We start from the raw sequence: 24,303 nt of genomic DNA on the forward strand, positions 1-24,303 counted from the left end.
ATGCCGACAGTTATCTGGGGATTTTGGAAGGAGCTAGATCCGACATAGCTGCGATGAGTGGCTTGGCCAAAGAAGGAAATCTGAAAGAGAGCTTGGAAAAGCTTCTTAGCGACCAGTGTTGCCAAGCAGATGGTGCTACCGTGGTCGACATTGACGGCGCTATTTCTCGGATCAGGAAGGGGCTGCCAGCTGAGCCTGCGCCTACTAGCTCTCTGGTCCCAAGAATTGATAGATTATGCGAAAAACTTCTTGTCGAGCGAAATAAATTAAAGACCCCTGCACCCGAAGATCTTCAGAATATTCAAGATTTAATCGCGGAAAATCTGCCAAAGTTTGTCTATTATTCGAACTATGGGAACTTGGATTCTGAGATTTACCTCCCGCATGTTGTGCAAAACCTTAAGCGAGATGACCTTGGAGCGCGAGAGGCGGCGAAAGCTCGGACGCTGAGGGTTCTTTTCAACTTTGTCACCTTGCAACCTAAAGAGATATTGGAACTTGGGCAGGACTTTCCGATGGCGGAGGGACGGACTCCGACACAGGAAGAGATTGCAGAGATTGCCACGAAAAAGCGTGATCGGACGATCCTTCTAAATTCAGCGGCAACTATGCTTACAAAAAGGTTCGGGGAGTGGTGGAAGCAGGGCGACTACATTTTCGAGTTCCAGGCGGATGGAGACCATTTCCGGATTTGGGTAAGTGACGCTAAAAGGCCAGAGAAGGTTGAACTGGAGGATAGAAGCACAGGACTCCAGTGGTTCTTAAGTTTTTACCTCGTATTCCTCGTTGAAAGCCGAGGCGAACATCGTAATGCGATCTTGCTATTAGATGAACCAGGTCTTTCGTTGCATCCTCTGGCGCAACGTGATTTGTCTTTATTTTTTGAGAATCTGGCGCAAACTAACCAACTTATTTATACCACACATTCGCCATTTCTTGTTGACGCAGATTCCCTTGATCGTGCTCGCAAGGTATATGTTGGGCCGGACGGATCAACCAAAGGCCTCCGCAGACCTTCGTCGTGGAAACGATGATCCACGAAGGAACGGAGCGACGTACGCGATATACTCGGCCCTCAATATGAACGTGGCTGAGAGTTTATTGCTCGGATGCACACCAATAGTAGTGGAGGGGCCTTCAGACCAGCATTATCTTACGACTATAAAGTCTCTACTCATCTCGGGAGGAAAAATATCTCCAAGTCGGGAACTTGTATTTCCACCCTCGCATGGGGCGCGGAATGCAATGGTAGTGGCAAGCATACTCACAGGACGAGATGAAGTTCTTCCCGTAATTTTTTTTACTCCGACGCTGCCGGTCAAAAAATGGCGAATGATCTAAGGAACGGATTGTATAAAGAGGCAAAGGAACGGGTATTGAATACCACAACATTCGTTCCGTTTGAAAATTCGGAAATTGAGGATCTATTTCCTCCTGATCTTTTGGCTCAGGTTGTTGATAGGTGGCAGCGCCAAGCAGACGTGCTTTTTGAGAGTGTGTTGAAGGTTGGTGAACCGATTGTCCCACAAATCGAAGCTTGGGCTGTTTCTCAGAACATCGAGTTGGAGGATGGCTGGAAGGTCGAAGTGGCAAGGGCCGTAAAGAAGCGCGCTTTAACCATGGGAATCGAGGCGTTCGATGCCGCGCGTGTCGCTAATTGGGTTTCATTGTTCGGCAAGTTTGAGGCGCAATAATCCTCCAACCCTTGACCCACCCCCCACACCCCGCTAAGGGCCCGTCCATCCGAAGGCGGCTTTAACTCCGCTCTCGGGCATAGAGCTGAACATTGCCGGTTTGTCCCGGAAGGCCCCGCGAAGATTCGCATGGGCCTTTTTGCTTTTTCGCTCTCCTGTCCAAAGCTGGGCTCCGGAACAATCCGGGGTGACGGTGAAGGGGGAGAATGCTGAGAGTTTCGGGGTGGCCGTCAAAGTAACCCGGTGCCTTGTGCATCAGGTGGAGTGTTTCAGGCTCCGTGCTGGTTTTGCAAGTGGACGCCTTCGGCGGCTCTCTTGTCAGCTGGACCCCGGATCAAGTCCGGGGTGACGAAAGCGGGCGTTGGTCCGGTTTTTCCAGCGCTAACCGGCATGGTCCCTTTTCCCCTTCACCTGCTGCCTTTGGCACCACCAACAAGGTGAAGAGAATACATGCCTACTATCAACCAGCTTGTCCGCAAGCCGCGCACGCCTGTGAAGGCGAAGAGCAAGGTGCCGGCGATGGAAAAGAACCCGCAGAAGCGCGGCGTTTGCACCCGTGTCTATACCACCACGCCGAAGAAGCCGAACTCGGCTTTGCGCAAGGTGGCCAAGATCCGCCTGACCAACAGCCGCGAAATCATCGCCTATATCCCGGGTGAAGGCCACAACCTGCAGGAGCACAGTGTTGTGCTGATCCGCGGCGGCAAGGTGCGCGACCTTCCCGGTGTGCGTTATCACGTGCTGCGCGGCGTGCTGGATACCCAGGGCGTCAAGGACCGCAAGCAGAGCCGTTCGAAGTACGGCGCGAAGCGTCCCAAGTGACCATGCCGGGGGCATGGTCATCCTGAAAAATTCGCCATGAGCGAATTTGTTCAGGATCCATCCCTCCGCTGTCACCGAGGTTTGCGTTAGATTTTCCAGGCTCTGCTCCCAGCCGCCCGATGGACCCTGAAACAAGTTCAGGGTGACGGTAAGGGAGGAGGGCACAAGATAAGGAATGCGAGAATGTCTCGTCGTCGTCGTCCCGAGAAGCGGGAAATCCTGCCTGATCCCCAGTTTGGTGATGAGGTGCTGTCCAAGTTCATGAACAACCTGATGCTGGATGGCAAAAAGGCCGTGGCCGAAAAGATCGTCTATGGCGCGCTCGCCACTGTCGAGAGTCGCGCCAAGACCAATCCGGTGGAAGTGTTCCACTCGGCGCTGGAAAACATCAAGCCTTCCGTCGAGGTGCGTTCGCGCCGCGTCGGTGGTGCCACCTACCAGGTGCCGGTCGAGGTTCGCCCCGAGCGTGCCCAGGCCCTGGCCATCCGCTGGCTGATCTCGGCCGCGCGTGGCCGGGCCGAAACCACCATGTCGGCGCGCCTGTCGGGCGAGCTGATGGATGCGGCCAACAATCGCGGCTCGGCCGTGAAGAAGCGCGAAGATACGCACCGCATGGCGGATGCGAACCGGGCGTTCAGCCACTACCGCTGGTAAGGGCTTTCGTTTGATGACCGGGGCGGGGGCGGATTGCCTGTCGCTCCGGTCTTCAAGCGGTCACATTTGCTACTATATGGGGCGGCAAGGGCATCAGGCCCGCCACTCCGAAAACCGAGGAATTGGACAATGGCCCGCGAATATCCGCTGGAGCGTTACCGCAATATCGGCATCATGGCGCACATCGATGCCGGCAAGACCACCACGACCGAACGCATCCTGTTCTATACCGGCAAGTCCTACAAGATCGGCGAAGTGCACGATGGTGCCGCGACGATGGACTGGATGGAGCAGGAGCAGGAGCGCGGGATCACCATTACCTCGGCAGCCACGACCTGCTTCTGGGGCGATCACCGCATCAACATCATCGATACGCCCGGCCACGTGGACTTCACCATCGAAGTCGAACGGAGCCTGCGCGTGCTCGACGGCGCCGTCGCCTGTTTCGACGGAGTTGCAGGTGTTGAACCCCAGTCCGAAACCGTCTGGCGCCAGGCCGACAAGTACGGCGTCCCCCGGATGTGCTTCATCAACAAGCTCGACCGCACTGGCGCTAACTTCAAGTATTGCGTACAGTCAATCATCGATCGTCTTGGTGCAAAGCCTGCTGTGCTTTACTTGCCGGTTGGCATCGAGGCTGACCTGAAGGGCCTCGTTGACTTGGTCAACAATCGCGCGATCATCTGGAAGGACGAGGCCCTTGGCGCCGAGTTCTTTTACGAAGACATTCCCGCCGACATGGCCGACGAGGCAGCGGAATATCGCAATGCCCTCATCGAGCTCGCCGTCGAGCAGGACGATGACGCGATGGAAGCGTACCTTGAGGGTAACGAGCCCGATGTCGCCACGCTGAAGAAGCTCATCCGCAAGGGCACGCTCAATCAGAGCTTCGTGCCGGTATGCTGCGGCTCGGCGTTTAAGAACAAGGGCGTACAGCCCCTGCTCGATGCCGTGGTCGACTACCTGCCCTCGCCGCTCGACATCGAGGACGTCCAGGGCGTGAAGATGGACAGCGACGAGAAGGACAGCCGTCCTCCCGAAGACGATGCTCCGTTCAGCGCTCTGGCCTTCAAGGTGATGAACGATCCGTTCGTCGGCAGCCTGACCTTCATCCGCATCTATTCGGGTACGCTCAACAAGGGCACCTACCTGAATTCCGTGAAGGACAAGAAGGAGAAGGTCGGCCGCATCCTCGAAATGCACGCCAATGACCGCAAGGACATCGACGAAGCCTTCGCGGGCGACATCGTGGCCCTGGCCGGCATGAAGGAAACCACCACCGGCGATACCCTATGTTCGGAACGCCAGCCGATCGTGCTGGAGCGGATGGAATTCCCCGATCCCGTGATCGAGCTGTCGGTGGAGCCCAAGACCAAGGCCGACCAGGAAAAGATGGGCGTTGCCCTCAACCGCCTGTCTGCCGAGGATCCCAGCTTCCGCGTATCGACCGACCACGAAAGTGGACAGACGATCATCAAGGGGATGGGCGAGCTTCACCTCGACATCATCGTCGATCGCATGCGTCGTGAATTCAAGGTCGAGGCCAATGTCGGTGCGCCGCAGGTGGCCTATCGCGAGTATCTCGCGAAGCCGGTGGACATCGACTACACCCACAAGAAGCAGTCGGGTGGTTCGGGCCAGTTCGGTCGGGTGAAGTTCAAGCTCACCCCGGGCGAGCGCGGATCGGGCATCGTGTTCAACGACAACGTCAAGGGCGGCAATATTCCCAAGGAATATATTCCGTCGGTCGAGAAGGGCATGCGCGAAACCGCAGCGTCCGGTTCGCTGGTCGGCTTCCCGATCATCGACTTCGAGATCGAGCTCTATGACGGCGCCTACCACGATGTCGACTCCTCGGCGCTGGCGTTCGAAATCGCCGGTCGCGCAGCAATGCGCGAAGGTGCCCAGAAGGCCGGCATCAAGCTGCTCGAACCGATCATGCGGGTCGAGGTGGTTACACCGGAAGAGTACATGGGTGATGTGATTGGCGATCTGAACAGCCGTCGTGGCATGATCCAAGGTACCGACAGCCGGGGCAATGCCCAGGTGGTCGAGGCCCACGTGCCGCTGGCCAACATGTTCGGCTATGTGAACGAGCTGCGCTCTTTCACTCAGGGCCGTGCGCAGTACTCGATGTTCTTCTCCCATTACGACGAAGTGCCGGCCAACGTGGCCGCCGAGGTCAAGGAGAAGCTTGCGTAAGGCTGGCTCAACGTCTAGGGGCGGCGCCTGATTCAGCGGGTGCCCGCCTGATCTAAAGAAGCAAACAGATTCGAACTTGAGAAGGTTACAACAATGGCAAAGGCAAAATTCGAGCGGAACAAGCCGCACTGCAACATCGGCACCATCGGTCACGTCGATCACGGCAAGACCACGCTGACCGCCGCGATCACCAAGGTCATGGCAGAACTGAACGGCGGAGCGGCCGTTGATTTCGCCAACATCGACAAGGCTCCGGAAGAGCGCGAGCGCGGCATCACCATCTCGACCGCCCACGTCGAGTATGAAACCGCCAACCGCCACTACGCCCACGTCGATTGCCCGGGCCACGCCGACTATGTGAAGAACATGATCACCGGTGCTGCCCAGATGGACGGCGCGATCCTGGTGGTGAACGCGGCTGACGGCCCCATGCCGCAGACCCGCGAGCACATCCTGCTCGCCCGCCAGGTCGGCGTGCCGGCCCTGGTTGTGTACATGAACAAGGTCGACCAGGTCGATGACGAGGAAATCCTCGAGCTGGTTGAACTCGAAGTGCGCGAGCTGCTGAGCTCGTACGACTTCGACGGCGACAACATCGCCATCGTCAAGGGTTCGGCCCTGGCGGCGATGGAAGGCCGCGACGACGCGATCGGCAAGGATTCGATTGTTGCCCTGATGCAAGCCGTGGATGACTTCATCCCGCAGCCCCCGCGTCCGACCGACAAGCCCTTCCTGATGCCGATCGAAGACGTGTTCTCGATCTCGGGTCGCGGCACCGTGGTGACCGGCCGTATCGAAACCGGCATCGTCAACGTTGGTGACGAAGTCGAAATCGTCGGCATCAAGGACACCCAGAAGACCGTCGTGACCGGCGTGGAAATGTTCCGCAAGCTGCTCGATCGCGGTGAAGCCGGTGACAACGTCGGCGCCCTGATCCGCGGCATCGCCCGTGAAGCAGTGGAGCGTGGCCAGGTTCTGGCCAAGCCGGGTTCGGTCAAGCCGCACACCGAGTTCAGTGCCGAGGTTTACGTGTTGTCGAAGGATGAAGGTGGCCGTCACACGCCGTTCTTCGCCAACTACCGTCCGCAGTTCTACTTCCGCACGACCGACGTGACGGGCGAAGTGATCCTGCCGGAAGGCACCGAGATGGTCATGCCGGGCGACAACGTCACCATCGGCGTGAAGCTGATCGCACCGATCGCCATGGACCCGGGCAACCGCTTCGCTATCCGCGAAGGTGGCCGCACCGTCGGTTCGGGGGTTGTCAGCTCGATCACCAAGTAATATAGGCGCGCGACCGGCGGGGATTCGTTCCCGCCGGTCGAACGTTTAAATCTCGATTTTGGGGGCCGCCCCTCACCGGGAGACCGGCAGGGTGGGGCGTTTCTTTGTTTTTGGCAGCAGGCCTCATCCGGTTTGCTCCAGTGGCTCTTTCGCATCGGTATGGACATGGAAGCTCAGAATATCCGCATTCGCCTCAAGGCGTTCGACCATCGCGTGCTCGACCAGGCAACTGGTGAAATCGCCGATACCGCACGTCGCACGGGTGCCCTTATTCGTGGTCCCATTCCCCTGCCGACGCACATCGAGAAGTTCACCGTGAACCGCGGTCCGCACGTCGACAAGAAGTCGCGCGAGCAGTTCGAGGTGCGCACCTACAAGCGGCTGCTGGACATTGTGCAGCCGAACGCCCAGACGGTCGACGCGCTGATGAAGCTCGATCTGGCTGCTGGCGTCAACGTCGAGATCAAGCTGGCCTAAGCCACTTGTTCCAGGTCCGCGGTTCGGACCCTAAACGAGCCGGAAGTTTCAGGGGCCCTCGATTGCCCCGCACTGCTGAACCGCAGTGCAAGACATCGGGATACCGCCGGATTTGATCCGGGCCGCGTCCCCCGTCTCGCTCCTTTCCTCAGACGGAAGGGGGCACACCAGCCCGGACGGGGCGATGCGTTACAATTTGGGCTGGTCAAGCACCCGGGATGGTCTCGGGTGCCTCTGTCGAGGAGTATGGATCATGCGCACAGGCGTGATCGCGAAGAAAGTCGGGATGACCCGCCTGTTCCAGGAAGATGGCCGGCACGTGCCCGTCACCGTCCTGGCACTCGAAGGCTGCCAGGTCACTGCCCATCGCACAGCCGATCGCGACGGCTATTTCTCGGTGCAGGTTGGCGCCGGTGATGCGAAGCAGAAGAATGTTAACAAGCCGCAGCGCGAAGCTTTCGCCAAGGCTGAAGTCGGTTTGAAGCAGAAGGTTGCCGAGTTCCGCGTGGCGGACGAGGCTGGCCTGCTGCCTGTCGGTTCCACCATCTCGGCCGAGCATTTCATTGCCGGCCAGATGGTCGATGTAACCGGCCACACGCAGGGCAAGGGTTTTGCCGGCGTCATGAAGCGCTGGAACTTCGGCGGCCTGCGTGCATCGCACGGCGTGTCGGTCTCGCACCGTTCGCACGGTTCGACCGGCCAGCGCCAGGATCCGGGCAAGGTCTTCAAGAACAAGAAGATGGCCGGCCACATGGGTGACCGCCAGCGCACCCAGCAGAACCTGGAAATCGTCCGCACGGACGCGGACCGCGGCCTGCTTTTCGTCAAGGGCTCGGTGCCCGGCTCGAAGAACGGCTGGCTGCTGGTACGTGACAGCGTCAAGGTGCCTGCTCCCGAAGGTCTGCCGTTCCCCGGCGCGATCCTCGAGAAGAAGTCCACCCTTCCTGAGCATGAAGAAGCTGCCCCCGGCCTGGTCGAAGCCGCCGCCGAGCATGAAGTCATGCCCGAAGTGAGCGTCGAGCAGCAGGAACAACTGCTTCAGGAACAGCAGGCCGGTGCTGGTGATGACATCACCCCCGCCGTCGGCGAAGACACCACCACCGACGGCGCTGCCGACGGTGAGAACAAGGAGTCCTGATCGTGAAGGTCAAGGTCCAGAAAATCGACGGCAAGGCGTCTGGCGATATCGATCTGAGCGATACCGTCTTCGGCGTCGAGCCGCGGGCAGACATCCTGCACCGCATCGTCACCTGGCAGCTCGAGAACCGTCGCGGCATCGCCCGCGCCACTCGCGAGCGGTCCGACGTGGCCCGTACCGGCAAGCGCTTCGGCAAGCAGAAGGGCGGCGGTACCGCCCGTCACGGCGACCGCGCAGCCCCGATCTTCATCGGCGGCGGCAAGGCCCACGGCGCACGTCGTCGTGAATTCGGCCAGTCGCTCAACAAGAAGGTCCGTGCACTCGGCCTCAAGATGGCCTTGTCGAGCAAGGTCAATTCGGGCCTGGTAGTGGTCGACAGCCTCGAGATGAAGGACGCCAAGACCAAGGCCCTGGCGCTGACCATCGGCAAGAATGGCTGGAACGGCAAGGTCCTCGTGATCGACGGCGATGCAGTTGACAGCGGCTTCGCCCGCGCAGTCGGCAACCTGCCCGGCGTCAACGTGATGCCGGCCGTGGGCGCAAACGTCTACGACATCCTGAAGCATGATACGCTGGTCCTCACCAAGGCAGCGGTCGAAAAGCTGGAGGCGCGCTTCAATGGCTAAGAAGACCGCAATCGACGCCCGTCACTATGACGTGATCGTCGCGCCGCACATCACCGAGAAGGCGACCCTGCTTTCGGAACATAACGCTGTTGTGTTCAAGGTGGCCAACACCGCGTCCAAGCCGCAGATCAAGGAAGCGGTGGAAGCCCTTTACGATGTGAAGGTCACGGGCGTGAACACGATTGTCCAGAAGGGCAAGAGCAAGCGCTGGAAGGGCAAGCCCTACAAGCGCTCTGACATCAAGAAGGCGGTTGTCACGCTGGCCGAAGGCCAGATGATTGACATCACCGAAGGCGTGAGCTGATCCGATGGCATTGAAACATTTCAACCCCACCAGCCCCGCGCGTCGCGCCCTGGTCCTCGTTGACAAGTCGGCCCTGTACAAGGGTCGTCCGGTCAAGGCTCTCACCGAGGGCAAGAAGAAGACTGGCGGCCGCAACAACAAGGGGCACGTCACTTCGCGCGGCATGGCCGGCGGCCACAAGCAGAAGTACCGCTTCATCGACTTCAAGCGTCGCAAGTGGGACGTGCCGGCCACGGTCGAACGGATCGAGTACGATCCCAACCGCACGGCGTTCATCGCTCTCGTCAAATACGAGGACGGCGAACTGAACTACATCCTGGCGCCGAACCGCCTCTCCGTTGGCGATGTCATCGTCGCTGGCGAAAAGGTCGACACCAAGGTTGGCAATGCCATGCTGCTCGGCCAGATGCCGGTCGGCACCATCTGCCACAATGTCGAGATGAAGCCGGGCAAGGGCGGCCAGATCGCCCGTTCGGCCGGCACCTATGTGCAGTTGGTCGGTCGTGACCGCGGCATGGTGATCGTGCGTCTCAACTCGGGCGAGCAGCGTTACCTGCGCGCCGATTGCATGGGTACGGTTGGCGCGGTGTCGAACCCCGACAACCAGAACCAGAACTTCGGCAAGGCTGGCCGCAAGCGCTGGATGGGCGTGAAGCCGCTGACCCGCGGTGTCGCCAAGAACCCGGTCGATCACCCCCACGGCGGCGGCGAAGGCCGCACCTCGGGCGGTCGCCATCCGGTTACCCCGTGGGGCAAGCCCACCAAGGGCGCCCGGACCCGCAACAACAAGCAGACGGACAAGCTCATCATCCGTTCGCGCCACGCCAAGAAGAAGAGGTAAGACGCCATGGCACGTTCCGTCTGGAAAGGTCCGTTCGTCGATCTTCACTTGCTGAAGAAGGCGCAGGAAGCGCAGGAAGCCAGCAACACCAAGCCGATCAAGACCTGGTCGCGCCGTTCCACTGTGCTGCCCGATTTCGTCGGCCTGACGTTCAGCGTCTATAACGGTCACAAGTTCATTCCGGTGTCCGTTTCCGAGGACATGGTCGGTCACAAGCTCGGTGAATTCGCGCCCACGCGCACATTCCCCGGCCATGCTGCCGACAAGAAGGGTAAGCGATAATGGGCAAGCTGAAAGCTCCCCGCCGCGTCGCCGATAACGAGGCGCTGTCGGTTGGCACCACCATCCGTGGTTCGGCCCAGAAGCTGAACCTGGTGGCCGCACTGATCCGTGGCAGGAAGGTCGAGGATGCGTTGAACATCCTGACTTTCTCCAAGCGGGCCATGGCGCGCGACGCCAAGAAGGTGCTGGCCTCGGCCATCGCCAACGCGGAAAACAACCACGACCTGGATGTGGACGCGCTCGTCGTGGCCGAAGCCAGCGTCGGCAAGTCCGTCACCATGAAGCGTTTCGCAACGCGCGGCCGTGGCAAGTCCACCCGCATCCTCAAGCCCTTCAGCCGGCTGCGGATTGTCGTTCGCGAAGTGTCCGAAGAAGCTGGGGAGGCCTGATCGATGGGTCATAAAAGCAATCCGATCGGCCTGCGCCTGCAGATCAACCGCACCTGGGACAGCCGCTGGTATGGCGAAGGCGCCGATTACCGCAAGCTGCTGATCGAGGATCTGGCGATCCGCAAGTTCGTGTTCGAGAACCTGCAGCAGGCCGCCATCTCCAAGGTGGTGATCGAGCGTCCGGCCAAGCTGTGCCGCGTGTCCATCTATGCCGCACGCCCCGGCGTGATCATCGGCAAGAAGGGCGCCGACATCGAGAAGCTGCGGGGCCAGCTGTCCAAGCTGACTGCCAGCGAGGTGAAGCTGAACATCGTCGAGATCCGCAAGCCGGAAGTCGATGCCAAGCTCGTGGCGCAGGGCATTGCCGACCAGCTGGTCCGCCGTGTCGCGTTCCGCCGGGCGATGAAGCGCGCCATGCAGTCCGCCATGCGTCTGGGTGCCGAAGGCATCAAGATCATGTGCTCGGGCCGCCTGGGTGGTGCTGAAATCGCCCGCGTGGAACAGTACCGCGAAGGCCGGGTTCCGCTGCACACGCTGCGCGCCAACGTCGACTATGCCGAAGCCGAGGCGCTGACCGCCTATGGCATCATCGGCATCAAGTGCTGGATCTTCAAGGGCGAGATCTTCGCTCACGATCCGATGGCCCAGGACCGCCTGATGATGGAAGCCCAGACTTCCGGCGTCCGGCCGGCTCGCTGAGGGTAGGGTAGAGCAATGCTGCAACCGAAAAAGACCAAGTTCCGCAAGACCTTCAAGGGCAAGATCCACGGTCTTGCCAAGGGCGGTTCGGACCTGAACTTCGGTTCCTACGGCCTCAAGGCCCTGGAACCCGAGCGGATCACCGCGCGCCAGATCGAAGCGGCCCGCCGTGCGATCACGCGCCACATCAAGCGCCAGGGGCGTTTGTGGATCCGCGTGTTCCCGGACGTGCCGGTGACCAAGAAGCCCGCCGAAGTCCGCCAGGGCAAGGGCAAGGGCGGGATCGAATATTGGGCTGCTCGCGTAAAGCCGGGCCGCATCCTGTTCGAACTCGACGGCGTTCCCGGTCCGCTGGCTGCCGAAGCCTTCAGCCGCGCAGCGATGAAGCTGCCGATCAAGACCAAGGTCGTTGCCCGTCTTGGCGACACCTCGCACCTGGGAGGCGAATGATGGCCCAGAAGAAGACCACTATCGAAGATCTTCGCACCAAGAGCGACGATCAGCTGAGCGAGACCCTCACTGGTCTGAAGCGCGAAGCATACAACCTGCGGTTCCAGGCCGCCACCAACCAGCTCGAGCGTCCGGCCCGGGTCAAGGAAGTGCGCCGCGAAATCGCCCGGATCAAGACGCTTCAGGTCCAGCGGGCCGCCGAAGCTGTGAAGGCTTGAGGAGCTAAACGATGCCCAAACGTATCCTGATCGGGACCGTCACCTCCGACAAGACCGACAAGACAGTGACCGTCAAGGTCGAACGCAAGGTGAAGCACCCGCTTTACGGGAAGATCATCCGTCGTTCGAAGAAGTACCACGCCCACGACGAGGCGAACGCCTATCACATCGGTGATACCGTCCGCATCGAGGAAACGCGCCCGATCTCGAAGACCAAGACCTGGGCCGTGATCGACCGCGTGGCAGCCAGCAAGGGGACGGCAGTCGATGCCAACCTCGATGCCGAGGCTTCGACGAATTGAGCCATTTTGCCCGCGCCATTCCGGTTCGGGCTTGACGTTAGGAACTGCCGGACTGGATCCGGCAAGCCAATGAGAAGGAAGACGGATCAATGATCCAGATGCAATCCAATCTCGACGTCGCGGACAACAGCGGCGCCAAGCGCGTCCAGTGCATCAAGGTACTGGGTGGCTCGAAGCGCCGGACCGCGTCTGTCGGCGATGTGATCGTGGTTTCCGTGAAGGAAGCCCAGCCGCGCGCCCGCGTGAAGAAGGGTGACGTTCACCGTGCGGTGATCGTGCGTACCCGCAAGGACGTGCGCCGCGCCGATGGCAGCGTGATCCGCTTCGACAGCAATGCTGCCGTGCTGGTCAACAAGAACGAGGAGCCGATCGGCACCCGTATCTTCGGGCCGGTGGTGCGCGAACTGCGTTCCAAGGGCTTCATGAAGATCATCAGCCTTGCTCCGGAGGTGCTGTAATGGCCGCTTCAAAGATCAAGAAGGGCGATAGTGTCGTCGTGCTTTCGGGCAAGGACAAGGGTCGTACCGGCACCGTGTCCAAGGTTCTCCCGAAGGACGGCAAGATCGTGGTGGAAGGCGTGAATGTCGCTGCCCGTCACCGCAAGCCGAGCCAGGCTAATCCGCAGGGCGGCATTGATCGTGCCCCCGCTCCGATGGCGATCTCCAAGGTTGCCATTGCCGATCCCAAGGACGGCAAGCCGACCCGCGTCCGCTTCGAAGAGCGTGATGGCAAGAAGGTCCGGGTTGCCGTCAAGTCCGGGGAGACTATCAGTGGCTGATGCAACTTACACGCCGCGCATGAAGGCGCAGTACAACGAGCGTATCGTTGCGGCGATGACCGAGAAGTTCGGTTACAAGAACGCGCTCGAAGTGCCCAAGCTGACGAAGATCGTCATCAACATGGGTGTCGGTGAGGCGAGCCAGGACAAGAAGAAGGTCCAGACCGCCGCCGAGGAAATGGCACTGATTGCTGGCCAGAAGCCGGTCATTACGATTGCCAAGAAGTCGATCGCGCAGTTCAAGCTGCGTGAAGGCATGCCGATCGGTTGCAAGGTGACCTTGCGCCGTGACCGCATGTTCGAGTTCCTCGACCGCCTGGTGACGATCGCCATGCCGCGCATCCGCGACTTTCGGGGGCTGAATCCGAAGAGCTTCGACGGCAATGGCAACTATGCCATGGGCCTGAAGGAGCAGATCATCTTCCCCGAGATCAGCTACGACAAGATCGAAAAGGTGCGGGGCATGGATATCATTGTCACCACCACCGCCAAGACCGACGAGGAAGCGCGCGAGCTGCTGCGCCTGTTCGGTTTCCCGTTCCCGGCTGAAGAAGCCGCTGAAGAAAAGGCTGCCGCATAAGCGGCCGAGGAGAGCTTAAGTCCAATGGCGAAACTGAGTTCCATCAACAAGAATGAGCGTCGCAAGAAGCTCGTCAAGAAGTACGCGGCAAAGTACGCGAAGCTTAAGGCCGTTGCCGACGACAAGTCGCTCGACGAGACCGAGCGCCTGATCGCTCGCCTGAAGCTGGCGGAAATCCCGCGCAACGGGAATCCCACCCGCGTGCGCAACCGCTGTGCCACCACCGGCCGCCCGCGCGGCTATTACCGCAAGTTCGGCCTTTGTCGCATCGAACTCCGCGATCTTGCCAACCATGGCATGATCCCGGGCGTGACCAAGTCGAGCTGGTGAGGACCTGAACGATGGCTATGACCGATCCCCTGGGTGACATGCTCACCCGCATCCGCAACGGCCAGCAGGCGAAGAAGGATTCCGTCCTTTCGCCTGCCAGCAAGCTGCGTGCGAACGTTCTCGAAGTGCTCCAGCGCGAAGGCTACATCCGTGGCTATTCCGAGGACAATTCGGGCCAGCACAAGGCGCTGCGGATCGAACTGAAGTATTTCGAAGGCGAGCCGGCGATCAAGTTCGTCGCCCGCGTCTCCAAGCCTGGCCGCCGCGTCTATTCGGGTTCGAAGGAACTGCCGACGATCCGCAATGGCCTTGGCATCTCGATCGTCTCGACGCCGCGCGGCGTGCTTTCCGATGCGGAAGCCCGCCAGCAGAACGTCGGTGGCGAAGTGCTGGCGGAGGTGTTCTGATGAGCCGCATCGGCAAGAAGGCTGTAGCGATCCCCAACGGGGTTTCTGCCAGCATCGATAACGGCACGCTCAGCGTTAAGGGGCCGAAGGGCACCCTGACGCTCGGCCTGTCGGACCTGATCGACTACAAGGTGGAAGGCGAGGAAATCGTCGTGAAGCCGGCCAACGACACCAAGCAGGCGCGTGCCTACTGGGGCATGCAGCGCACGCTGGTGGCCAACCTGGTGGAAGGCGTTTCCAACGGCTTCACCAAGGTGCTGGACATCAAGGGCGTCGGCTATCGTGCATCGACACAGGGCAGCAAGATCAAGTTGCAGCTCGGGTTCAGCCACGATGTCGATCTCGACGTGCCGGAAGGCCTGGAGGTGAAGACCCCGGACCAGACCACGATCGAGATCAGCGGGATCGACAAGCAGAAGGTCGGGCAGTTCGCTGCCGAGATTCGCGAATGGCGCAAGCCCGAGCCCTACAAGGGCAAGGGTGTGGCCTATCGCGGCGAGTATATCTTCCGCAAGGAAGGGAAGAAGAAGTAAGATGGCAAAGCTCTCTCTCTTTGAACGTCGCCGTCGCCGCGTTCGTACCGCGCTCCGCGCTCGCGCTGGTGGCAAGCCCCGCTTGTCGGTGCACCGCACCGGTCGGCACATCTATGCGCAGATCATCGATGACAAGGATGGCCGCACCGTAGCCGCTGCGTCCACCCTGGGTGACAAGACCTCGGGTGCCAATGTCGATGCCGCTGCCAAGGTGGGCAAGGACATCGCCGCTGCCGCCACCAAGGCTGGCGTGACCACAGTCGTGTTCGATCGCGGCGGGTTCCTGTTCCATGGCCGCGTCAAGGCGCTGGCCGATGCCGCCCGCGAAGGCGGGCTGGAGTTCTGATGATGGCTGACGAAAACACAAACCCCGAAAACGCGACCCCGGGCAGCATTGCACCGGAAAGCACTGGTTCGGCCGGCAACTTCCCCGCCAGCAGCGAAACCCAGGGCAGCGATGCTCCTGCGGTGGAGGCGACGACTGCTCCCGAGCAGTCGCGTGGCCGTGGTGGCCGTGGTCGTGGCGGCAACGATCGCGGCGGCCCCGGTGGCGGTGGTGATCGCAACCGTGGTGGCGGTCGTGGCCGTGACGATCGTGGCGGCCGTGGCGGCCGTGACGATGACGGTGGCGAAGAACTGATCGAAAAGCTGGTCCACATCAACCGCGTGTCCAAGACGGTGAAGGGCGGCAAGCGCTTCGGTTTCGCCGCGCTGGTCGTGGTGGGTGACGGCAAGGGCCGCGTCGGCTTCGGCCACGGCAAGGCCCGCGAAGTGCCGGAAGCGATCAACAAGGCCACTTCGGCGGCCAAGAAGAAGATGATCCGCGTTCCGCTCAAGGAAGGCCGCACGCTCCACCATGACGGCAAGGGCCACTTCGGCGCCGGACTGGTTAACGTGCGTTCGGCTCCTCCGGGCACCGGCATCATCGCCGGCGGTCCGATGCGCGCCGTGTTCGAAAGCCTTGGCGTTGCCGACGTGGTGACCAAGTCGATCGGCACGTCGAACCCCTACAACATGATCCGCGCCACCTTCGAGGCACTGGGCGAGCAGACTTCGCCGAAGTCGGTCGCACAGCGTCGCGGCAAGAAGGTTGCCGACCTGCTGGGTCGTGGCGGCGCGAGCGCAGTGGAGGCCGAGGCCGCCGCTGAAGCGATTGCGGAGTAACGACAATGGGCAAGATCAAGATCAAGCAGATCGGTTCGCCGATCCGTCGCCCCAAGGTCCAGCGCCAGATGCTGATCGGCCTGGGCCTGAACAAGATGAACAAGGTGGTCGAACTGGAAGACACCCCCGAAGTGCGCGGTGCGCTGCGCAAGCTGCCGCATATGGTGGCGATCGTCGACTGACAGCCGCGGCTGCAAGGCTATTGGGCAATTGACTTATGGTGGCCCGGGCTAGTACCGGGCCACTTCACATTTTGGCGCGAACAAAGCGAAAGCGAGTGCAACACATGAAACTCAACGACATCCGTGACAACGAAGGCGCCCGCAAGGAGCGCATGCGCGTCGGCCGTGGCATCGGCTCGGGCAAGGGCAAGACCGCCGGCCGCGGCATGAAGGGCCAGAAGAGCCGTTCGGGCGTGGCCATCAAGGGCTTCGAAGGTGGCCAGATGCCGCTCCACATGCGCCTGCCGAAGCGCGGCTTCAACAACCCGTTCGGCAAGGACTTTGCCGAGGTCAACCTGGGCATGGTGCAGAAGCTGGTCGATGCCGGCAAGCTGGATGCCAAGGCCGTGATCGACCATGCGGCGCTCCAGGCGGCCGGGGTGGCTCGCGGCGGCAAGGATGGCGTGCGCCTGCTGGGCAAGGGTGAATTCTCGGCCAAGCTGACCTTCAAGGTCGATGGCGTTTCGGCCGGTGCCCGCGCTGCGGTGGAAAAGGCCGGCGGTTCAGTCGAACTGCCCGCAGCTCAGCCGAGCGAGCACGAAAAGAAGACGGCCCGCCGCGAAGTGAACAAGGCGGCGTCCAAGAAGAAGTAGGTTTGTGGTATTTGGGGGACGGGTGCATTTTTTGCCCTGCGCCGGGTTCGACATTCGGCCCGGCGCACCCTACATGACCGTGATTGCCGGACCTCCGGCGTCCCGACACCCGGGATCGATATCAGGGCGAAACTAGACCAATGGCATCACGCGCCGACAACATCGCCAGCTCGCTGAGCTTTTCCAACTTCGGCAAGGCTACCGAGCTGCGCCAGCGTATCTGGTTCACCATCGGTGCGCTGATCGTGTTCCGCTTCCTCAGCTTCATCCCGCTGCCGGGCGTGAATCCGTTGATCCTGGAAACGCTCTACGACCAGACGCGCGGCGGCATCCTCGACCTGTTCAACACCTTCTCGGGTGGCTCGCTCGAACGGATGAGCCTGATTGCCATGGGGGTGATGCCCTACATCACCGCCTCGATCGTCATCCAGCTGGCTGCCTCGCTTCATCCCACGCTGATGGCGATCAAGAAGGAAGGCGAGGCCGGACGCAAGAAGCTCAACCAGTACACCCGCTATGGCACCGTGCTGCTGTGCGCGATCCAGGGCTGGTTCCTGGCCTCGGGGCTTGAGGCCTATGGCGCGCAAAGTGGCCTGCAGGCGGTTGTTGCACCGGGCCTGATGTTCAAGGTGGGCGCGGTGATCAGCCTGATCGGCGGCACCATGTTCCTGTTGTGGCTGGGTGAGCAGATCACCAGTCGCGGCATTGGCAATGGCGTCTCGCTGATCATCATGGCGGGCATCGTGGCCCAGTTCCCCACGTTCACCGGCAACCTGTTCAGCGGCTATTCGGAAGGCTCGATCGGCAACGGCACGGTGATCGGCGTTATTGCCATGGTCATCATCCTGATCCTGGTCATCTGCTTCATGGAGCGAGCCCAGCGGCGCCTGCTGATCCAGTATCCCAAGCGCGCCACGCAGGGCGGGGGCATGCAGGCCGACCGCTCGCACCTGCCGCTGAAGTTGAACACCGCCGGCGTGATCCCGCCGATCTTTGCCAGCTCGCTGCTGCTGCTGCCGCTGACCATAGCCCAGTTCGCTGGCAATTCGGTCACCACGGATAGCACGTTCTACAGCGTGATCCAGACGCTGAACCAGTATCTCGCGCCGGGGCAGGTGATCTATCTGTCGCTCTATGCCATCGGCATCATCTTCTTCTGCTTCTTCTACACCGCCGTGGTGTTCAATCCGGAAGATACGGCGGAGAACCTGAAGAAGAATGGCGGGTTCATTCCCGGCATCCGTCCGGGAAAGCGCACTGCCGACTATCTCGACTATGTGCTCACCCGCATCACCGTGGTCGGCGCGATTTACCTCACACTGGTCTGTGTCCTGCCGGAATACCTGCTGCGCAACACCGGCTTCACCCTGTTCCTCGGCGGCACCAGCCTGCTGATCGTGGTGAACGTGACGATCGATACGATCAGCCAGATCCAGGGCCACTTGCTCGCGCACCAGTATGGCGACCTGATAAAGAAGGCCAAGCTGAAGGGCCGCATGCGCTAACAGGCGCGGGCGGTCCGGCTTGCGGACCTGCCCAAGGGGGAGAAGAACAATGGCGATGAACATCATTCTTCTCGGGCCGCCCGGTGCGGGCAAGGGCACCCAGTCGGGCCTGCTTGTAGACAAGTACGGCATGCGCCAGCTGTCCACCGGCGACATGCTGCGCGCTGCCGTCAAGGCGCAGACGCCGGTCGGCCAGCGCGCCAAGGCCGTGATGGAGGCAGGCCAGCTCGTCTCGGACGAGATCGTGTCCGACCTTATCGACGCCGAGCTGGCCGCCATGCCCCCTGAAACCGGGGCGATTTTCGACGGCTATCCTCGCACGGAGGCCCAGGCAGTTTCGCTGGACGGGCTGCTCGCCAAGCATGGCCGCCAGCTCGACCATGTGATCGAATTGAGCGTGAACGAGGATGCGCTGGTCGAGCGCATCACCGGCCGCTTCACCTGCGCCAATTGCGGCGAGGGCTATCACGACCAGTTCAAACTGCCCAAGGTCGACGGCGAGTGCGATCGCTGCGGCAGCACCGAATTCAAGCGCCGGCCTGACGACAACGAGGACACCGTGCGCACCCGCATGGCCGAATACCGCGCCAAGACCGCGCCGATCCTGCCCTATTACGACGCGCGCGACCTGGTTGCCCGCGTCGATGGCATGGCGGAAATCGGCCTGGTGACCCGGGCCATCGACAAGGTCATGCAGTCCGATTGACTATCGCGCAGGGCCGATCGACAGCGGGCGATACGGTAACTTTTGACCTGAGCGCCGGAAAGGGTTAAAGACCATTCCATAAGAAGTCGCCCGCCAGAGCCAGGGATTTTTCCCGCGGCTCTTCTGCGTGCTTGACGATGGGACCGAATCACCTTACGGCCCCCTAACTCGTTCAATCGGAAACCGGTCCGGCAGGCGGCAGCCATCCAAGCGCGCCATCCGGGCTTCTTGTCGTTCTGGCATCGGTTACCGGTTTTGCGTGTTTGAACCTATCGCTATGAGATGGGGGCCGCCTTCAGGCTTGCCCCTGTGGAGCAGGAGAAACAAGTGGCTCGTATTGCCGGGGTAAATATCCCCACCAACAAGCGCGTTATCGTGGCGCTGACCTACATTCACGGTATCGGCCCGACCACGGCCAAGAAGATCGCCGACAAGCTCGGCATCGATCCCAGCCGACGCGTGCAGGACCTGTCCGACGCCGAAGTTCTGCAGATCCGTGAAGCCATCGACGCCGATTACACCGTGGAAGGCGATCTTCGTCGCGATACCGCGATGAACATCAAGCGCCTGATGGACCTGGCCTGCTATCGCGGCCTGCGTCACCGCAAGGGCCTGCCCGTTCGCGGCCAGCGCACCCACACCAACGCCCGTACCCGCAAGGGTAAGGCCAAGCCGATTGCCGGCAAGAAGAAGTAAGCTTTTTCGCTTTTCCCTTCTCGCTGACTTTTAAGGAATACGAACCATGGCACGCGAACCCGGCCGCATCAGGCGCCGCGACAAGAAGAACATTTCAAGTGGTGTTGCGCACGTCAACGCCAGCTTCAACAACACCATGATCACCATCACCGACGCCCAGGGCAATGCAATTTCCTGGTCCAGCGCGGGTGCGATGGGTTTCAAGGGTAGCCGCAAGTCCACTCCCTATGCCGCCCAGGTGGCTGCGGACGACGCTGGCAAGAAGGCCGCCGAACACGGCGTCCGGACCATCGAAGTCGAGATCAAGGGCCCGGGTTCGGGTCGTGAAAGCGCGCTGCGGGCTTTGGCCGCAGTGGGTTTCACAATCACTTCGATCCGCGACGTCACGCCGATTCCGCACAACGGTGTGCGGCCATCAAAGCGCCGCCGCGTCTGATCGAAGTCTTTCGCGAAACCGGTAGAGAGCTCGCCGGTTTCGCAACAAGTCATTTGCATCGGCCGCGGCGCTTCAAGCGTCCCGCGGCCGTTGCCGCCAAAACAAACCTTTAGGGGAAGTCCATGTCCGTCAACATCAAGAACTGGCAGGAACTCAAGAAGCCCAACAGCCTCGAAATCAAGGAAGGCGGCGACAAGAAGCGCAAGGCCACCTTCGTGGCTGAACCGCTCGAGCGTGGCTATGGCCTGACGCTCGGCAACTCGCTGCGCCGCGTGCTGCTGTCCAGCCTGCAGGGTGCCGCCATCACCTCGATCAAGATCGAAAACGTACTGCACGAATTCTCCAGCCTCGCCGGTGTGCGCGAGGATGTGACCGACATCGTGCTCAACGTGAAGCAGATCGCTCTCAAGATGGAAGGCGAGGGCCCCAAGCGCCTGCAGCTTTCGGCTACCGGCCCGGCCGATGTGAAGGCCGGCGACATTGCCGTGACCGGCGATATCGAGGTGCTGAACCCCGACCTGCTGATCTGCCACCTGGACGAGGGCGCGACCCTCAACATGGAACTGACCGCCGATACCGGCAAGGGCTACGTTCCCGCCGTGTCGAACCGTCCGGTCGATGCGCCGATCGGCCTGATCCCGGTGGATTCGCTGTACTCGCCGATCAAGCAGGTCAGTTACAAGGTCGAGAACGCCCGCGTCGGTCAGGAACTGGACTTCGACAAGCTGAGCCTGACGGTCGAGACCGATGGCACGGTGACCCCGGAAGATGCCGTTGCCTATGCCGCGCGCATCCTGCAGGACCAGCTGACCCTGTTCGTCCACTTTGACGACGGCATCCCGCAGCCGGTCGGCACGATGATCGGCCTTGCCGCCGAGCCGCAGGAATCGGACACTAACCAGCTCAACCGCTACCTCCTCAAGAAGGTGGACGAACTGGAACTGTCGGTGCGTTCGGCCAACTGCCTCAAGAACGACAACATCATCTATATTGGCGACCTGGTCCAGAAGACCGAAGCCGAGATGCTGCGCACTCCGAACTTCGGCCGCAAGTCGCTCAACGAGATCAAGGAAGTGCTGTCCAGCATGGGTCTGCGCCTCGGCATGGACATCCCCGGATGGCCGCCGGAAAACATCGAGGAAATGGCCAAGAAGCTCGAGCAAGAGCTGCTGGGTTAATCCATAATCGGGGCATGGGCCGGACCCCTTCTTCCGGCCTGCACCGGGCTACCTCGTACGGGCCCCTTTCGAACGGAGTATAGAATATGCGTCACGGACATTCAGGCCGCAAACTGAGCCGCAAGTCGGGCCACCGCACGGCCATGTTTCGCAACATGGCTGCTGCGCTGATCAAGCACGAGCAGATCACCACGACCACGGCCAAGGCCAAGGAACTGCGCCCCTATGTCGAAAAGCTGATCACGCTGGCCAAGCGTGGCGGCCTGTCGAACCGTCGCCTGGCCCACTCCCGGATGCTGGACGATGCGCAGCTGACCAAGCTGTTCGACGTGCTGGCCTCGCGTTATGCGGATCGTGAAGGTGGCTACACCCGCATCATCAAGGCCGGCTACCGCGCATCGGACGCTGCCCCCATCGCGGTGATCGAACTGGTCGATCGCGACGAGAGCGCCAAGGGCCAGGATTCGGGCCCGGTCATGACTGCGGACGATTACGAAGACGCATAAGCTCCGGTTAATCCGGAACTTTCCAAAGGGCGGTTGCAATTGTAACGATTGCAACCGCCCTTTTGCGATTCCGGAGCCCCGATGCGTCTTGCCGCTACTGTTGCCGCCTTTGCCCTCACCGCCGCTCCTGCTATCGCGCAGGACATGACAGCTCCCCGATATCCTGAAACCCACCGCGGCCCGACCGTCGAAACCCTGTTCGGCGAGGAGGTGGCAGATCCCTATCGCTGGCTGGAGGACGATGTCCGCAATAGCCCCGAGGTAGCCCAGTGGGTGGCACAGCAGAATGCGGTCACCGACGCCTACCTGGCGCAATTGCCTGCCCGCCCATGGTTCAACCGGCGCATCGGCGAGATCTTCGACTTTGCGCGCTATTCCACGCCCTACGAGCGCGGCGGGCGCTATTTCTACACCCACAACACCGGCCTGCAGAACCAGAGCCCGCTCTATGTGCGTGACAGCCTGGAAGGCGAGGCGCGCCTGCTGATCGATCCCAATGCCTGGGCGCAGGATGGCGCGACCGCCCTCGACAGCTGGCGGCCTTCGCCCGATGGCTCGAAGCTGCTCTACAGCGTGCAGGATGGTGGCAGCGACTGGCGCATCCTGCGGGTGCTCGATGTTGCCAGCGGGGAACCGCTGGGTGAGGAGATCCGCTGGGCCAAGTTCACCTCGCTTGCCTGGGTAGGAGAGGAGGGCTTCCTCTATTCGCGCTTCCCGGAACCGGCCGAAGGAGAAGATTTTCAGGCACTCAACTATAACCAGGCGGTGTACTTCCACCGCATCGGCACACCGCAATCGGCTGACGAACTGGTCTATGCCACGCCCGGCCATCCGGAGCAGAACCACACTGCCGGGGTGACGCATGACGGGCGCTGGGCGATCATCACCTCGTCGATCGGCACCGATGCGCGTTACGAAGTGCGCGCGATCGACCTTGCTGCGCGCGCCGCGCAGGGTTGGCAGGCGCGCGAGCTGGTGACCGGGTTCGACAACTCGTGGAGCGTGGTCGAAGGGATCGGTGGCCGCCTGTTCGTGGTCACCAACAAGGATGCGCCGCGCTACCGGGCACTGACGATTGATCTCGACTCGGTCTCACCGGCATGGACCGAACTGGTGGCCGAGCGCGAGCAGCCGATCAGCGGGGCTTCGGTGGTGGGCGACCGCCTGGTGCTGTCCTACCTGCGCGATGCAAGCTCTGCCGTCAGCCTGTTCACTCTCGAAGGCACTCCTGCGGGCGAAGTCGAACTGGCGGGCATCGGCTCCGTCGGCGGCTTCTCGGGCGAGCCGGGCAAGGCCGAGGCGTTCTATTCCTTCACCAGCTTCAACCGCCCGCCGACCGTGTACCGCTGGGACATGGCCAGCGGCGAGCGCACGACCTTCGCTGAAGCCGATCTTGCCTTCGATCCCGAGCGCTTCGTGGTCGAGCAGCGGTTCTTTGCCAGCAAGGATGGCACGCGGGTGCCGATGTTCATCATGCGGCGACGCGATCTGGCCGATGCCGGCGCGGCAGTGCCGACGCTGCTCTACGGCTATGGCGGGTTCGACATCTCGCTCACCCCCGGGTTCTCGGCCAGCAGGATTGCCTGGGTCGAGGCGGGCGGCGCCTATGTCGTCGCCAATATCCGCGGCGGAGGTGAATATGGCAAGGCGTGGCACGATGGCGGCAGGCGGGCGAACAAGCAGAACGTGTTCGACGATTTCATCGCGGCGGGGGAATTTCTCATCGCCGAGGGCATTACACCGGCGGATGGCCTGGCGATCCAGGGCGGCTCCAACGGCGGGCTACTGGTGGGTGCCGTGGCCAACCAGCGGCCAGACCTGTTTGCTGCCGGAAATGCCTCTGTCGGGGTGATGGACATGTTGCGGTTCGACCGCTGGACCGCCGGGCGGTACTGGGTGGACGACTATGGCTATCCTGATCGCGAGGAAGACTGGCGGATCCTGCGTGGCTATTCCCCGCTGCACAATATCCGGCCCGGCGTGGACTATCCCGCCTTGCTGGTGACCACGGCAGATACCGATGATCGCGTGGTTCCTGGGCACAGCTTCAAGTACACCGCTGCCTTGCAGGCGGCGGGGCTTGGCGATCGGCCGCAACTCATCCGGATCGAAACCCGCGCGGGCCACGGATCGGGAAAGCCGACTGACAAGGCCATTGCCGAGGCGGCTGATGTAATGAGCTTTCTGGCCCGCTGGACCGGTTTGCAGGCCCCCTGAGTGACCGTTCATGAAACGAGCTCTATTTCTGAACGTTTCCTAACCGGCAAGTTCAGGCTCATCTCACGCCG

At 61.4% G+C, this 24,303-nt stretch carries 34 protein-coding genes; all 34 read left to right on the forward strand.

Annotation, left to right across the window (positions count from 1 at the left end; all coding sequences use genetic code 11):
• Positions 1-1,034: ATP-dependent nuclease (locus tag M3P36_RS11650; RefSeq protein WP_249703694.1), on the forward strand; the 1,034-nt coding region annotated here is incomplete at its 5' end.
• A 342-nt stretch (positions 1,035-1,376) separates the two neighbouring features.
• Positions 1,377-1,694 carry a hypothetical protein gene (locus M3P36_RS11655; protein WP_249703695.1) on the forward strand — a complete coding sequence of 106 codons (318 nt, stop codon included), beginning with the start codon at positions 1,377-1,379 and terminating at the stop codon, positions 1,692-1,694.
• A 450-nt stretch (positions 1,695-2,144) separates the two neighbouring features.
• On the forward strand, positions 2,145-2,516 hold the full coding sequence (gene rpsL / locus M3P36_RS11660) for a 30S ribosomal protein S12 (protein ID WP_249703697.1): 372 nt from the start codon (positions 2,145-2,147) through the stop codon (positions 2,514-2,516).
• A 183-nt stretch (positions 2,517-2,699) separates the two neighbouring features.
• Positions 2,700-3,170 carry a 30S ribosomal protein S7 gene (rpsG, locus tag M3P36_RS11665; RefSeq protein WP_249703699.1) on the forward strand — a complete coding sequence of 157 codons (471 nt, stop codon included), beginning with the start codon at positions 2,700-2,702 and terminating at the stop codon, positions 3,168-3,170.
• Positions 3,171-3,299: 129 nt separating this feature from the next.
• On the forward strand, positions 3,300-5,372 hold the full coding sequence (fusA, locus tag M3P36_RS11670; RefSeq protein ID WP_249703701.1) for an elongation factor G: 2,073 nt from the start codon (positions 3,300-3,302) through the stop codon (positions 5,370-5,372).
• Between the two features lie 93 nt (positions 5,373-5,465).
• On the forward strand, positions 5,466-6,656 hold the full coding sequence (gene tuf, locus M3P36_RS11675) for an elongation factor Tu (protein WP_249703703.1): 1,191 nt from the start codon (positions 5,466-5,468) through the stop codon (positions 6,654-6,656).
• Positions 6,657-6,821: 165 nt separating this feature from the next.
• Positions 6,822-7,133, forward strand: coding sequence for a 30S ribosomal protein S10 (gene rpsJ / locus M3P36_RS11680; protein ID WP_249703705.1), 312 nt, complete (start codon positions 6,822-6,824; stop codon positions 7,131-7,133).
• Positions 7,134-7,386: 253 nt separating this feature from the next.
• Entirely contained in the window at positions 7,387-8,271 is an 885-nt protein-coding gene (gene rplC, locus M3P36_RS11685) for a 50S ribosomal protein L3 (RefSeq protein ID WP_249703707.1), read from the forward strand.
• Between the two features lie 2 nt (positions 8,272-8,273).
• Entirely contained in the window at positions 8,274-8,897 is a 624-nt protein-coding gene (gene rplD, locus M3P36_RS11690) for a 50S ribosomal protein L4 (protein ID WP_249703709.1), read from the forward strand.
• Positions 8,890-9,201, forward strand: coding sequence for a 50S ribosomal protein L23 (locus tag M3P36_RS11695; protein WP_249703711.1), 312 nt, complete (start codon positions 8,890-8,892; stop codon positions 9,199-9,201). The genes rplD and M3P36_RS11695 overlap by 8 nt, the downstream gene beginning before the upstream one ends.
• Before the next feature lie 4 nt (positions 9,202-9,205).
• Positions 9,206-10,042, forward strand: a complete 837-nt coding sequence (gene rplB / locus M3P36_RS11700; protein ID WP_249703713.1) for a 50S ribosomal protein L2 — start codon at positions 9,206-9,208, stop codon at positions 10,040-10,042.
• Positions 10,043-10,048: 6 nt separating this feature from the next.
• The gene (gene rpsS / locus M3P36_RS11705; RefSeq protein WP_249703716.1) at positions 10,049-10,324 is read left to right on the forward strand and encodes a 30S ribosomal protein S19; all 276 of its coding nucleotides are present in this window, start codon (positions 10,049-10,051) and stop codon (positions 10,322-10,324) included.
• Positions 10,324-10,713: a 50S ribosomal protein L22 gene (gene rplV, locus M3P36_RS11710; RefSeq protein ID WP_249703718.1), complete on the forward strand. Its 390-nt coding sequence runs from the start codon at positions 10,324-10,326 to the stop codon at positions 10,711-10,713. The genes rpsS and rplV overlap by 1 nt, the downstream gene beginning before the upstream one ends.
• A gap of 3 nt (positions 10,714-10,716) precedes the next feature.
• Positions 10,717-11,412: a 30S ribosomal protein S3 gene (rpsC, locus tag M3P36_RS11715; RefSeq protein ID WP_249703720.1), complete on the forward strand. Its 696-nt coding sequence runs from the start codon at positions 10,717-10,719 to the stop codon at positions 11,410-11,412.
• 15 nt (positions 11,413-11,427) lie between these two features.
• Positions 11,428-11,862, forward strand: a complete 435-nt coding sequence (gene rplP / locus M3P36_RS11720; RefSeq protein WP_249703722.1) for a 50S ribosomal protein L16 — start codon at positions 11,428-11,430, stop codon at positions 11,860-11,862.
• Positions 11,859-12,080, forward strand: coding sequence for a 50S ribosomal protein L29 (rpmC, locus tag M3P36_RS11725; protein WP_249703724.1), 222 nt, complete (start codon positions 11,859-11,861; stop codon positions 12,078-12,080). Before rplP ends, rpmC begins: the two co-directional genes overlap by 4 nt.
• Positions 12,081-12,091: 11 nt before the next feature.
• A complete protein-coding gene (gene rpsQ, locus M3P36_RS11730) occupies positions 12,092-12,382 on the forward strand; it encodes a 30S ribosomal protein S17 (protein ID WP_249703726.1) in 291 nt (96 codons plus the stop codon).
• A gap of 89 nt (positions 12,383-12,471) precedes the next feature.
• A complete protein-coding gene (rplN, locus tag M3P36_RS11735) occupies positions 12,472-12,840 on the forward strand; it encodes a 50S ribosomal protein L14 (protein ID WP_249703728.1) in 369 nt (122 codons plus the stop codon).
• Positions 12,840-13,160: a 50S ribosomal protein L24 gene (gene rplX, locus M3P36_RS11740; protein ID WP_249703730.1), complete on the forward strand. Its 321-nt coding sequence runs from the start codon at positions 12,840-12,842 to the stop codon at positions 13,158-13,160. The genes rplN and rplX overlap by 1 nt, the downstream gene beginning before the upstream one ends.
• Before the next feature lie 19 nt (positions 13,161-13,179).
• Complete coding sequence (gene rplE, locus M3P36_RS11745) at positions 13,180-13,740, forward strand: 50S ribosomal protein L5 (protein WP_249703983.1); 561 nt, start codon at positions 13,180-13,182, stop codon at positions 13,738-13,740.
• 24 nt (positions 13,741-13,764) lie between these two features.
• Complete coding sequence (gene rpsN / locus M3P36_RS11750; RefSeq protein WP_249703732.1) at positions 13,765-14,070, forward strand: 30S ribosomal protein S14; 306 nt, start codon at positions 13,765-13,767, stop codon at positions 14,068-14,070.
• Positions 14,071-14,081: 11 nt separating this feature from the next.
• Positions 14,082-14,477 (forward strand): 30S ribosomal protein S8, encoded by a 396-nt coding sequence (gene rpsH / locus M3P36_RS11755; protein WP_249703733.1) that lies wholly within the window; start codon positions 14,082-14,084, stop codon positions 14,475-14,477.
• A complete protein-coding gene (rplF, locus tag M3P36_RS11760) occupies positions 14,477-15,010 on the forward strand; it encodes a 50S ribosomal protein L6 (RefSeq protein WP_249703735.1) in 534 nt (177 codons plus the stop codon). The genes rpsH and rplF overlap by 1 nt, the downstream gene beginning before the upstream one ends.
• Before the next feature lies 1 nt (position 15,011).
• The gene (gene rplR / locus M3P36_RS11765; protein ID WP_249703737.1) at positions 15,012-15,356 is read left to right on the forward strand and encodes a 50S ribosomal protein L18; all 345 of its coding nucleotides are present in this window, start codon (positions 15,012-15,014) and stop codon (positions 15,354-15,356) included.
• Positions 15,356-16,174 carry a 30S ribosomal protein S5 gene (gene rpsE / locus M3P36_RS11770; RefSeq protein ID WP_249703739.1) on the forward strand — a complete coding sequence of 273 codons (819 nt, stop codon included), beginning with the start codon at positions 15,356-15,358 and terminating at the stop codon, positions 16,172-16,174. The genes rplR and rpsE overlap by 1 nt, the downstream gene beginning before the upstream one ends.
• A gap of 5 nt (positions 16,175-16,179) precedes the next feature.
• Positions 16,180-16,356, forward strand: coding sequence for a 50S ribosomal protein L30 (rpmD, locus tag M3P36_RS11775; protein WP_249703741.1), 177 nt, complete (start codon positions 16,180-16,182; stop codon positions 16,354-16,356).
• A 104-nt stretch (positions 16,357-16,460) separates the two neighbouring features.
• A complete protein-coding gene (gene rplO, locus M3P36_RS11780) occupies positions 16,461-16,988 on the forward strand; it encodes a 50S ribosomal protein L15 (RefSeq protein ID WP_249703742.1) in 528 nt (175 codons plus the stop codon).
• Positions 16,989-17,128: 140 nt separating this feature from the next.
• Positions 17,129-18,493 carry a preprotein translocase subunit SecY gene (secY, locus tag M3P36_RS11785; RefSeq protein ID WP_249703744.1) on the forward strand — a complete coding sequence of 455 codons (1,365 nt, stop codon included), beginning with the start codon at positions 17,129-17,131 and terminating at the stop codon, positions 18,491-18,493.
• Between the two features lie 55 nt (positions 18,494-18,548).
• Positions 18,549-19,199, forward strand: a complete 651-nt coding sequence (locus tag M3P36_RS11790; RefSeq protein ID WP_249703746.1) for an adenylate kinase — start codon at positions 18,549-18,551, stop codon at positions 19,197-19,199.
• 327 nt (positions 19,200-19,526) lie between these two features.
• Positions 19,527-19,895, forward strand: coding sequence for a 30S ribosomal protein S13 (rpsM, locus tag M3P36_RS11795; RefSeq protein WP_249703748.1), 369 nt, complete (start codon positions 19,527-19,529; stop codon positions 19,893-19,895).
• Between the two features lie 46 nt (positions 19,896-19,941).
• Positions 19,942-20,331, forward strand: a complete 390-nt coding sequence (gene rpsK, locus M3P36_RS11800; RefSeq protein ID WP_249703750.1) for a 30S ribosomal protein S11 — start codon at positions 19,942-19,944, stop codon at positions 20,329-20,331.
• Positions 20,332-20,453: 122 nt separating this feature from the next.
• A complete protein-coding gene (locus tag M3P36_RS11805) occupies positions 20,454-21,509 on the forward strand; it encodes a DNA-directed RNA polymerase subunit alpha (RefSeq protein WP_249703752.1) in 1,056 nt (351 codons plus the stop codon).
• A gap of 86 nt (positions 21,510-21,595) precedes the next feature.
• Complete coding sequence (gene rplQ / locus M3P36_RS11810; RefSeq protein ID WP_249703754.1) at positions 21,596-22,015, forward strand: 50S ribosomal protein L17; 420 nt, start codon at positions 21,596-21,598, stop codon at positions 22,013-22,015.
• Between the two features lie 81 nt (positions 22,016-22,096).
• A complete protein-coding gene (locus tag M3P36_RS11815) occupies positions 22,097-24,232 on the forward strand; it encodes a prolyl oligopeptidase family serine peptidase (protein ID WP_249703756.1) in 2,136 nt (711 codons plus the stop codon).
• Positions 24,233-24,303: the final 71 nt, after the last annotated feature.

This window comes from Altererythrobacter sp. KTW20L (assembly GCF_023501975.1).
Classification (GTDB): domain Bacteria; phylum Pseudomonadota; class Alphaproteobacteria; order Sphingomonadales; family Sphingomonadaceae; genus Alteraurantiacibacter.

Excerpts from the sequence above, each read along its gene's own strand:
- rpsL (WP_249703697.1), top strand. The coding sequence starts at position 2,145 with ATGCCTACTATCAACCAGCTTGTCCGCAAGCCGCGCACGCCTGTGAAG.
- rpsG (WP_249703699.1), top strand. The coding sequence starts at position 2,700 with ATGTCTCGTCGTCGTCGTCCCGAGAAGCGGGAAATCCTGCCTGATCCC.
- fusA (WP_249703701.1), top strand. The coding sequence starts at position 3,300 with ATGGCCCGCGAATATCCGCTGGAGCGTTACCGCAATATCGGCATCATG.
- tuf (WP_249703703.1), top strand. The coding sequence starts at position 5,466 with ATGGCAAAGGCAAAATTCGAGCGGAACAAGCCGCACTGCAACATCGGC.
- rpsJ (WP_249703705.1), top strand. The coding sequence starts at position 6,822 with ATGGAAGCTCAGAATATCCGCATTCGCCTCAAGGCGTTCGACCATCGC.
- rplC (WP_249703707.1), top strand. The coding sequence starts at position 7,387 with ATGCGCACAGGCGTGATCGCGAAGAAAGTCGGGATGACCCGCCTGTTC.
- M3P36_RS11695 (WP_249703711.1), top strand. The coding sequence starts at position 8,890 with ATGGCTAAGAAGACCGCAATCGACGCCCGTCACTATGACGTGATCGTC.
- rplB (WP_249703713.1), top strand. The coding sequence starts at position 9,206 with ATGGCATTGAAACATTTCAACCCCACCAGCCCCGCGCGTCGCGCCCTG.
- rpsS (WP_249703716.1), top strand. The coding sequence starts at position 10,049 with ATGGCACGTTCCGTCTGGAAAGGTCCGTTCGTCGATCTTCACTTGCTG.
- rplV (WP_249703718.1), top strand. The coding sequence starts at position 10,324 with ATGGGCAAGCTGAAAGCTCCCCGCCGCGTCGCCGATAACGAGGCGCTG.
- rpsC (WP_249703720.1), top strand. The coding sequence starts at position 10,717 with ATGGGTCATAAAAGCAATCCGATCGGCCTGCGCCTGCAGATCAACCGC.
- rplP (WP_249703722.1), top strand. The coding sequence starts at position 11,428 with ATGCTGCAACCGAAAAAGACCAAGTTCCGCAAGACCTTCAAGGGCAAG.
- rpmC (WP_249703724.1), top strand. The coding sequence starts at position 11,859 with ATGATGGCCCAGAAGAAGACCACTATCGAAGATCTTCGCACCAAGAGC.
- rpsQ (WP_249703726.1), top strand. The coding sequence starts at position 12,092 with ATGCCCAAACGTATCCTGATCGGGACCGTCACCTCCGACAAGACCGAC.
- rplN (WP_249703728.1), top strand. The coding sequence starts at position 12,472 with ATGATCCAGATGCAATCCAATCTCGACGTCGCGGACAACAGCGGCGCC.
- rplX (WP_249703730.1), top strand. The coding sequence starts at position 12,840 with ATGGCCGCTTCAAAGATCAAGAAGGGCGATAGTGTCGTCGTGCTTTCG.
- rplE (WP_249703983.1), top strand. The coding sequence starts at position 13,180 with ATGAAGGCGCAGTACAACGAGCGTATCGTTGCGGCGATGACCGAGAAG.
- rpsN (WP_249703732.1), top strand. The coding sequence starts at position 13,765 with ATGGCGAAACTGAGTTCCATCAACAAGAATGAGCGTCGCAAGAAGCTC.
- rpsH (WP_249703733.1), top strand. The coding sequence starts at position 14,082 with ATGGCTATGACCGATCCCCTGGGTGACATGCTCACCCGCATCCGCAAC.
- rplF (WP_249703735.1), top strand. The coding sequence starts at position 14,477 with ATGAGCCGCATCGGCAAGAAGGCTGTAGCGATCCCCAACGGGGTTTCT.
- rplR (WP_249703737.1), top strand. The coding sequence starts at position 15,012 with ATGGCAAAGCTCTCTCTCTTTGAACGTCGCCGTCGCCGCGTTCGTACC.
- rpsE (WP_249703739.1), top strand. The coding sequence starts at position 15,356 with ATGATGGCTGACGAAAACACAAACCCCGAAAACGCGACCCCGGGCAGC.
- rpmD (WP_249703741.1), top strand. The coding sequence starts at position 16,180 with ATGGGCAAGATCAAGATCAAGCAGATCGGTTCGCCGATCCGTCGCCCC.
- rplO (WP_249703742.1), top strand. The coding sequence starts at position 16,461 with ATGAAACTCAACGACATCCGTGACAACGAAGGCGCCCGCAAGGAGCGC.
- secY (WP_249703744.1), top strand. The coding sequence starts at position 17,129 with ATGGCATCACGCGCCGACAACATCGCCAGCTCGCTGAGCTTTTCCAAC.
- M3P36_RS11790 (WP_249703746.1), top strand. The coding sequence starts at position 18,549 with ATGAACATCATTCTTCTCGGGCCGCCCGGTGCGGGCAAGGGCACCCAG.
- rpsK (WP_249703750.1), top strand. The coding sequence starts at position 19,942 with ATGGCACGCGAACCCGGCCGCATCAGGCGCCGCGACAAGAAGAACATT.
- M3P36_RS11805 (WP_249703752.1), top strand. The coding sequence starts at position 20,454 with ATGTCCGTCAACATCAAGAACTGGCAGGAACTCAAGAAGCCCAACAGC.
- rplQ (WP_249703754.1), top strand. The coding sequence starts at position 21,596 with ATGCGTCACGGACATTCAGGCCGCAAACTGAGCCGCAAGTCGGGCCAC.
- M3P36_RS11815 (WP_249703756.1), top strand. The coding sequence starts at position 22,097 with ATGCGTCTTGCCGCTACTGTTGCCGCCTTTGCCCTCACCGCCGCTCCT.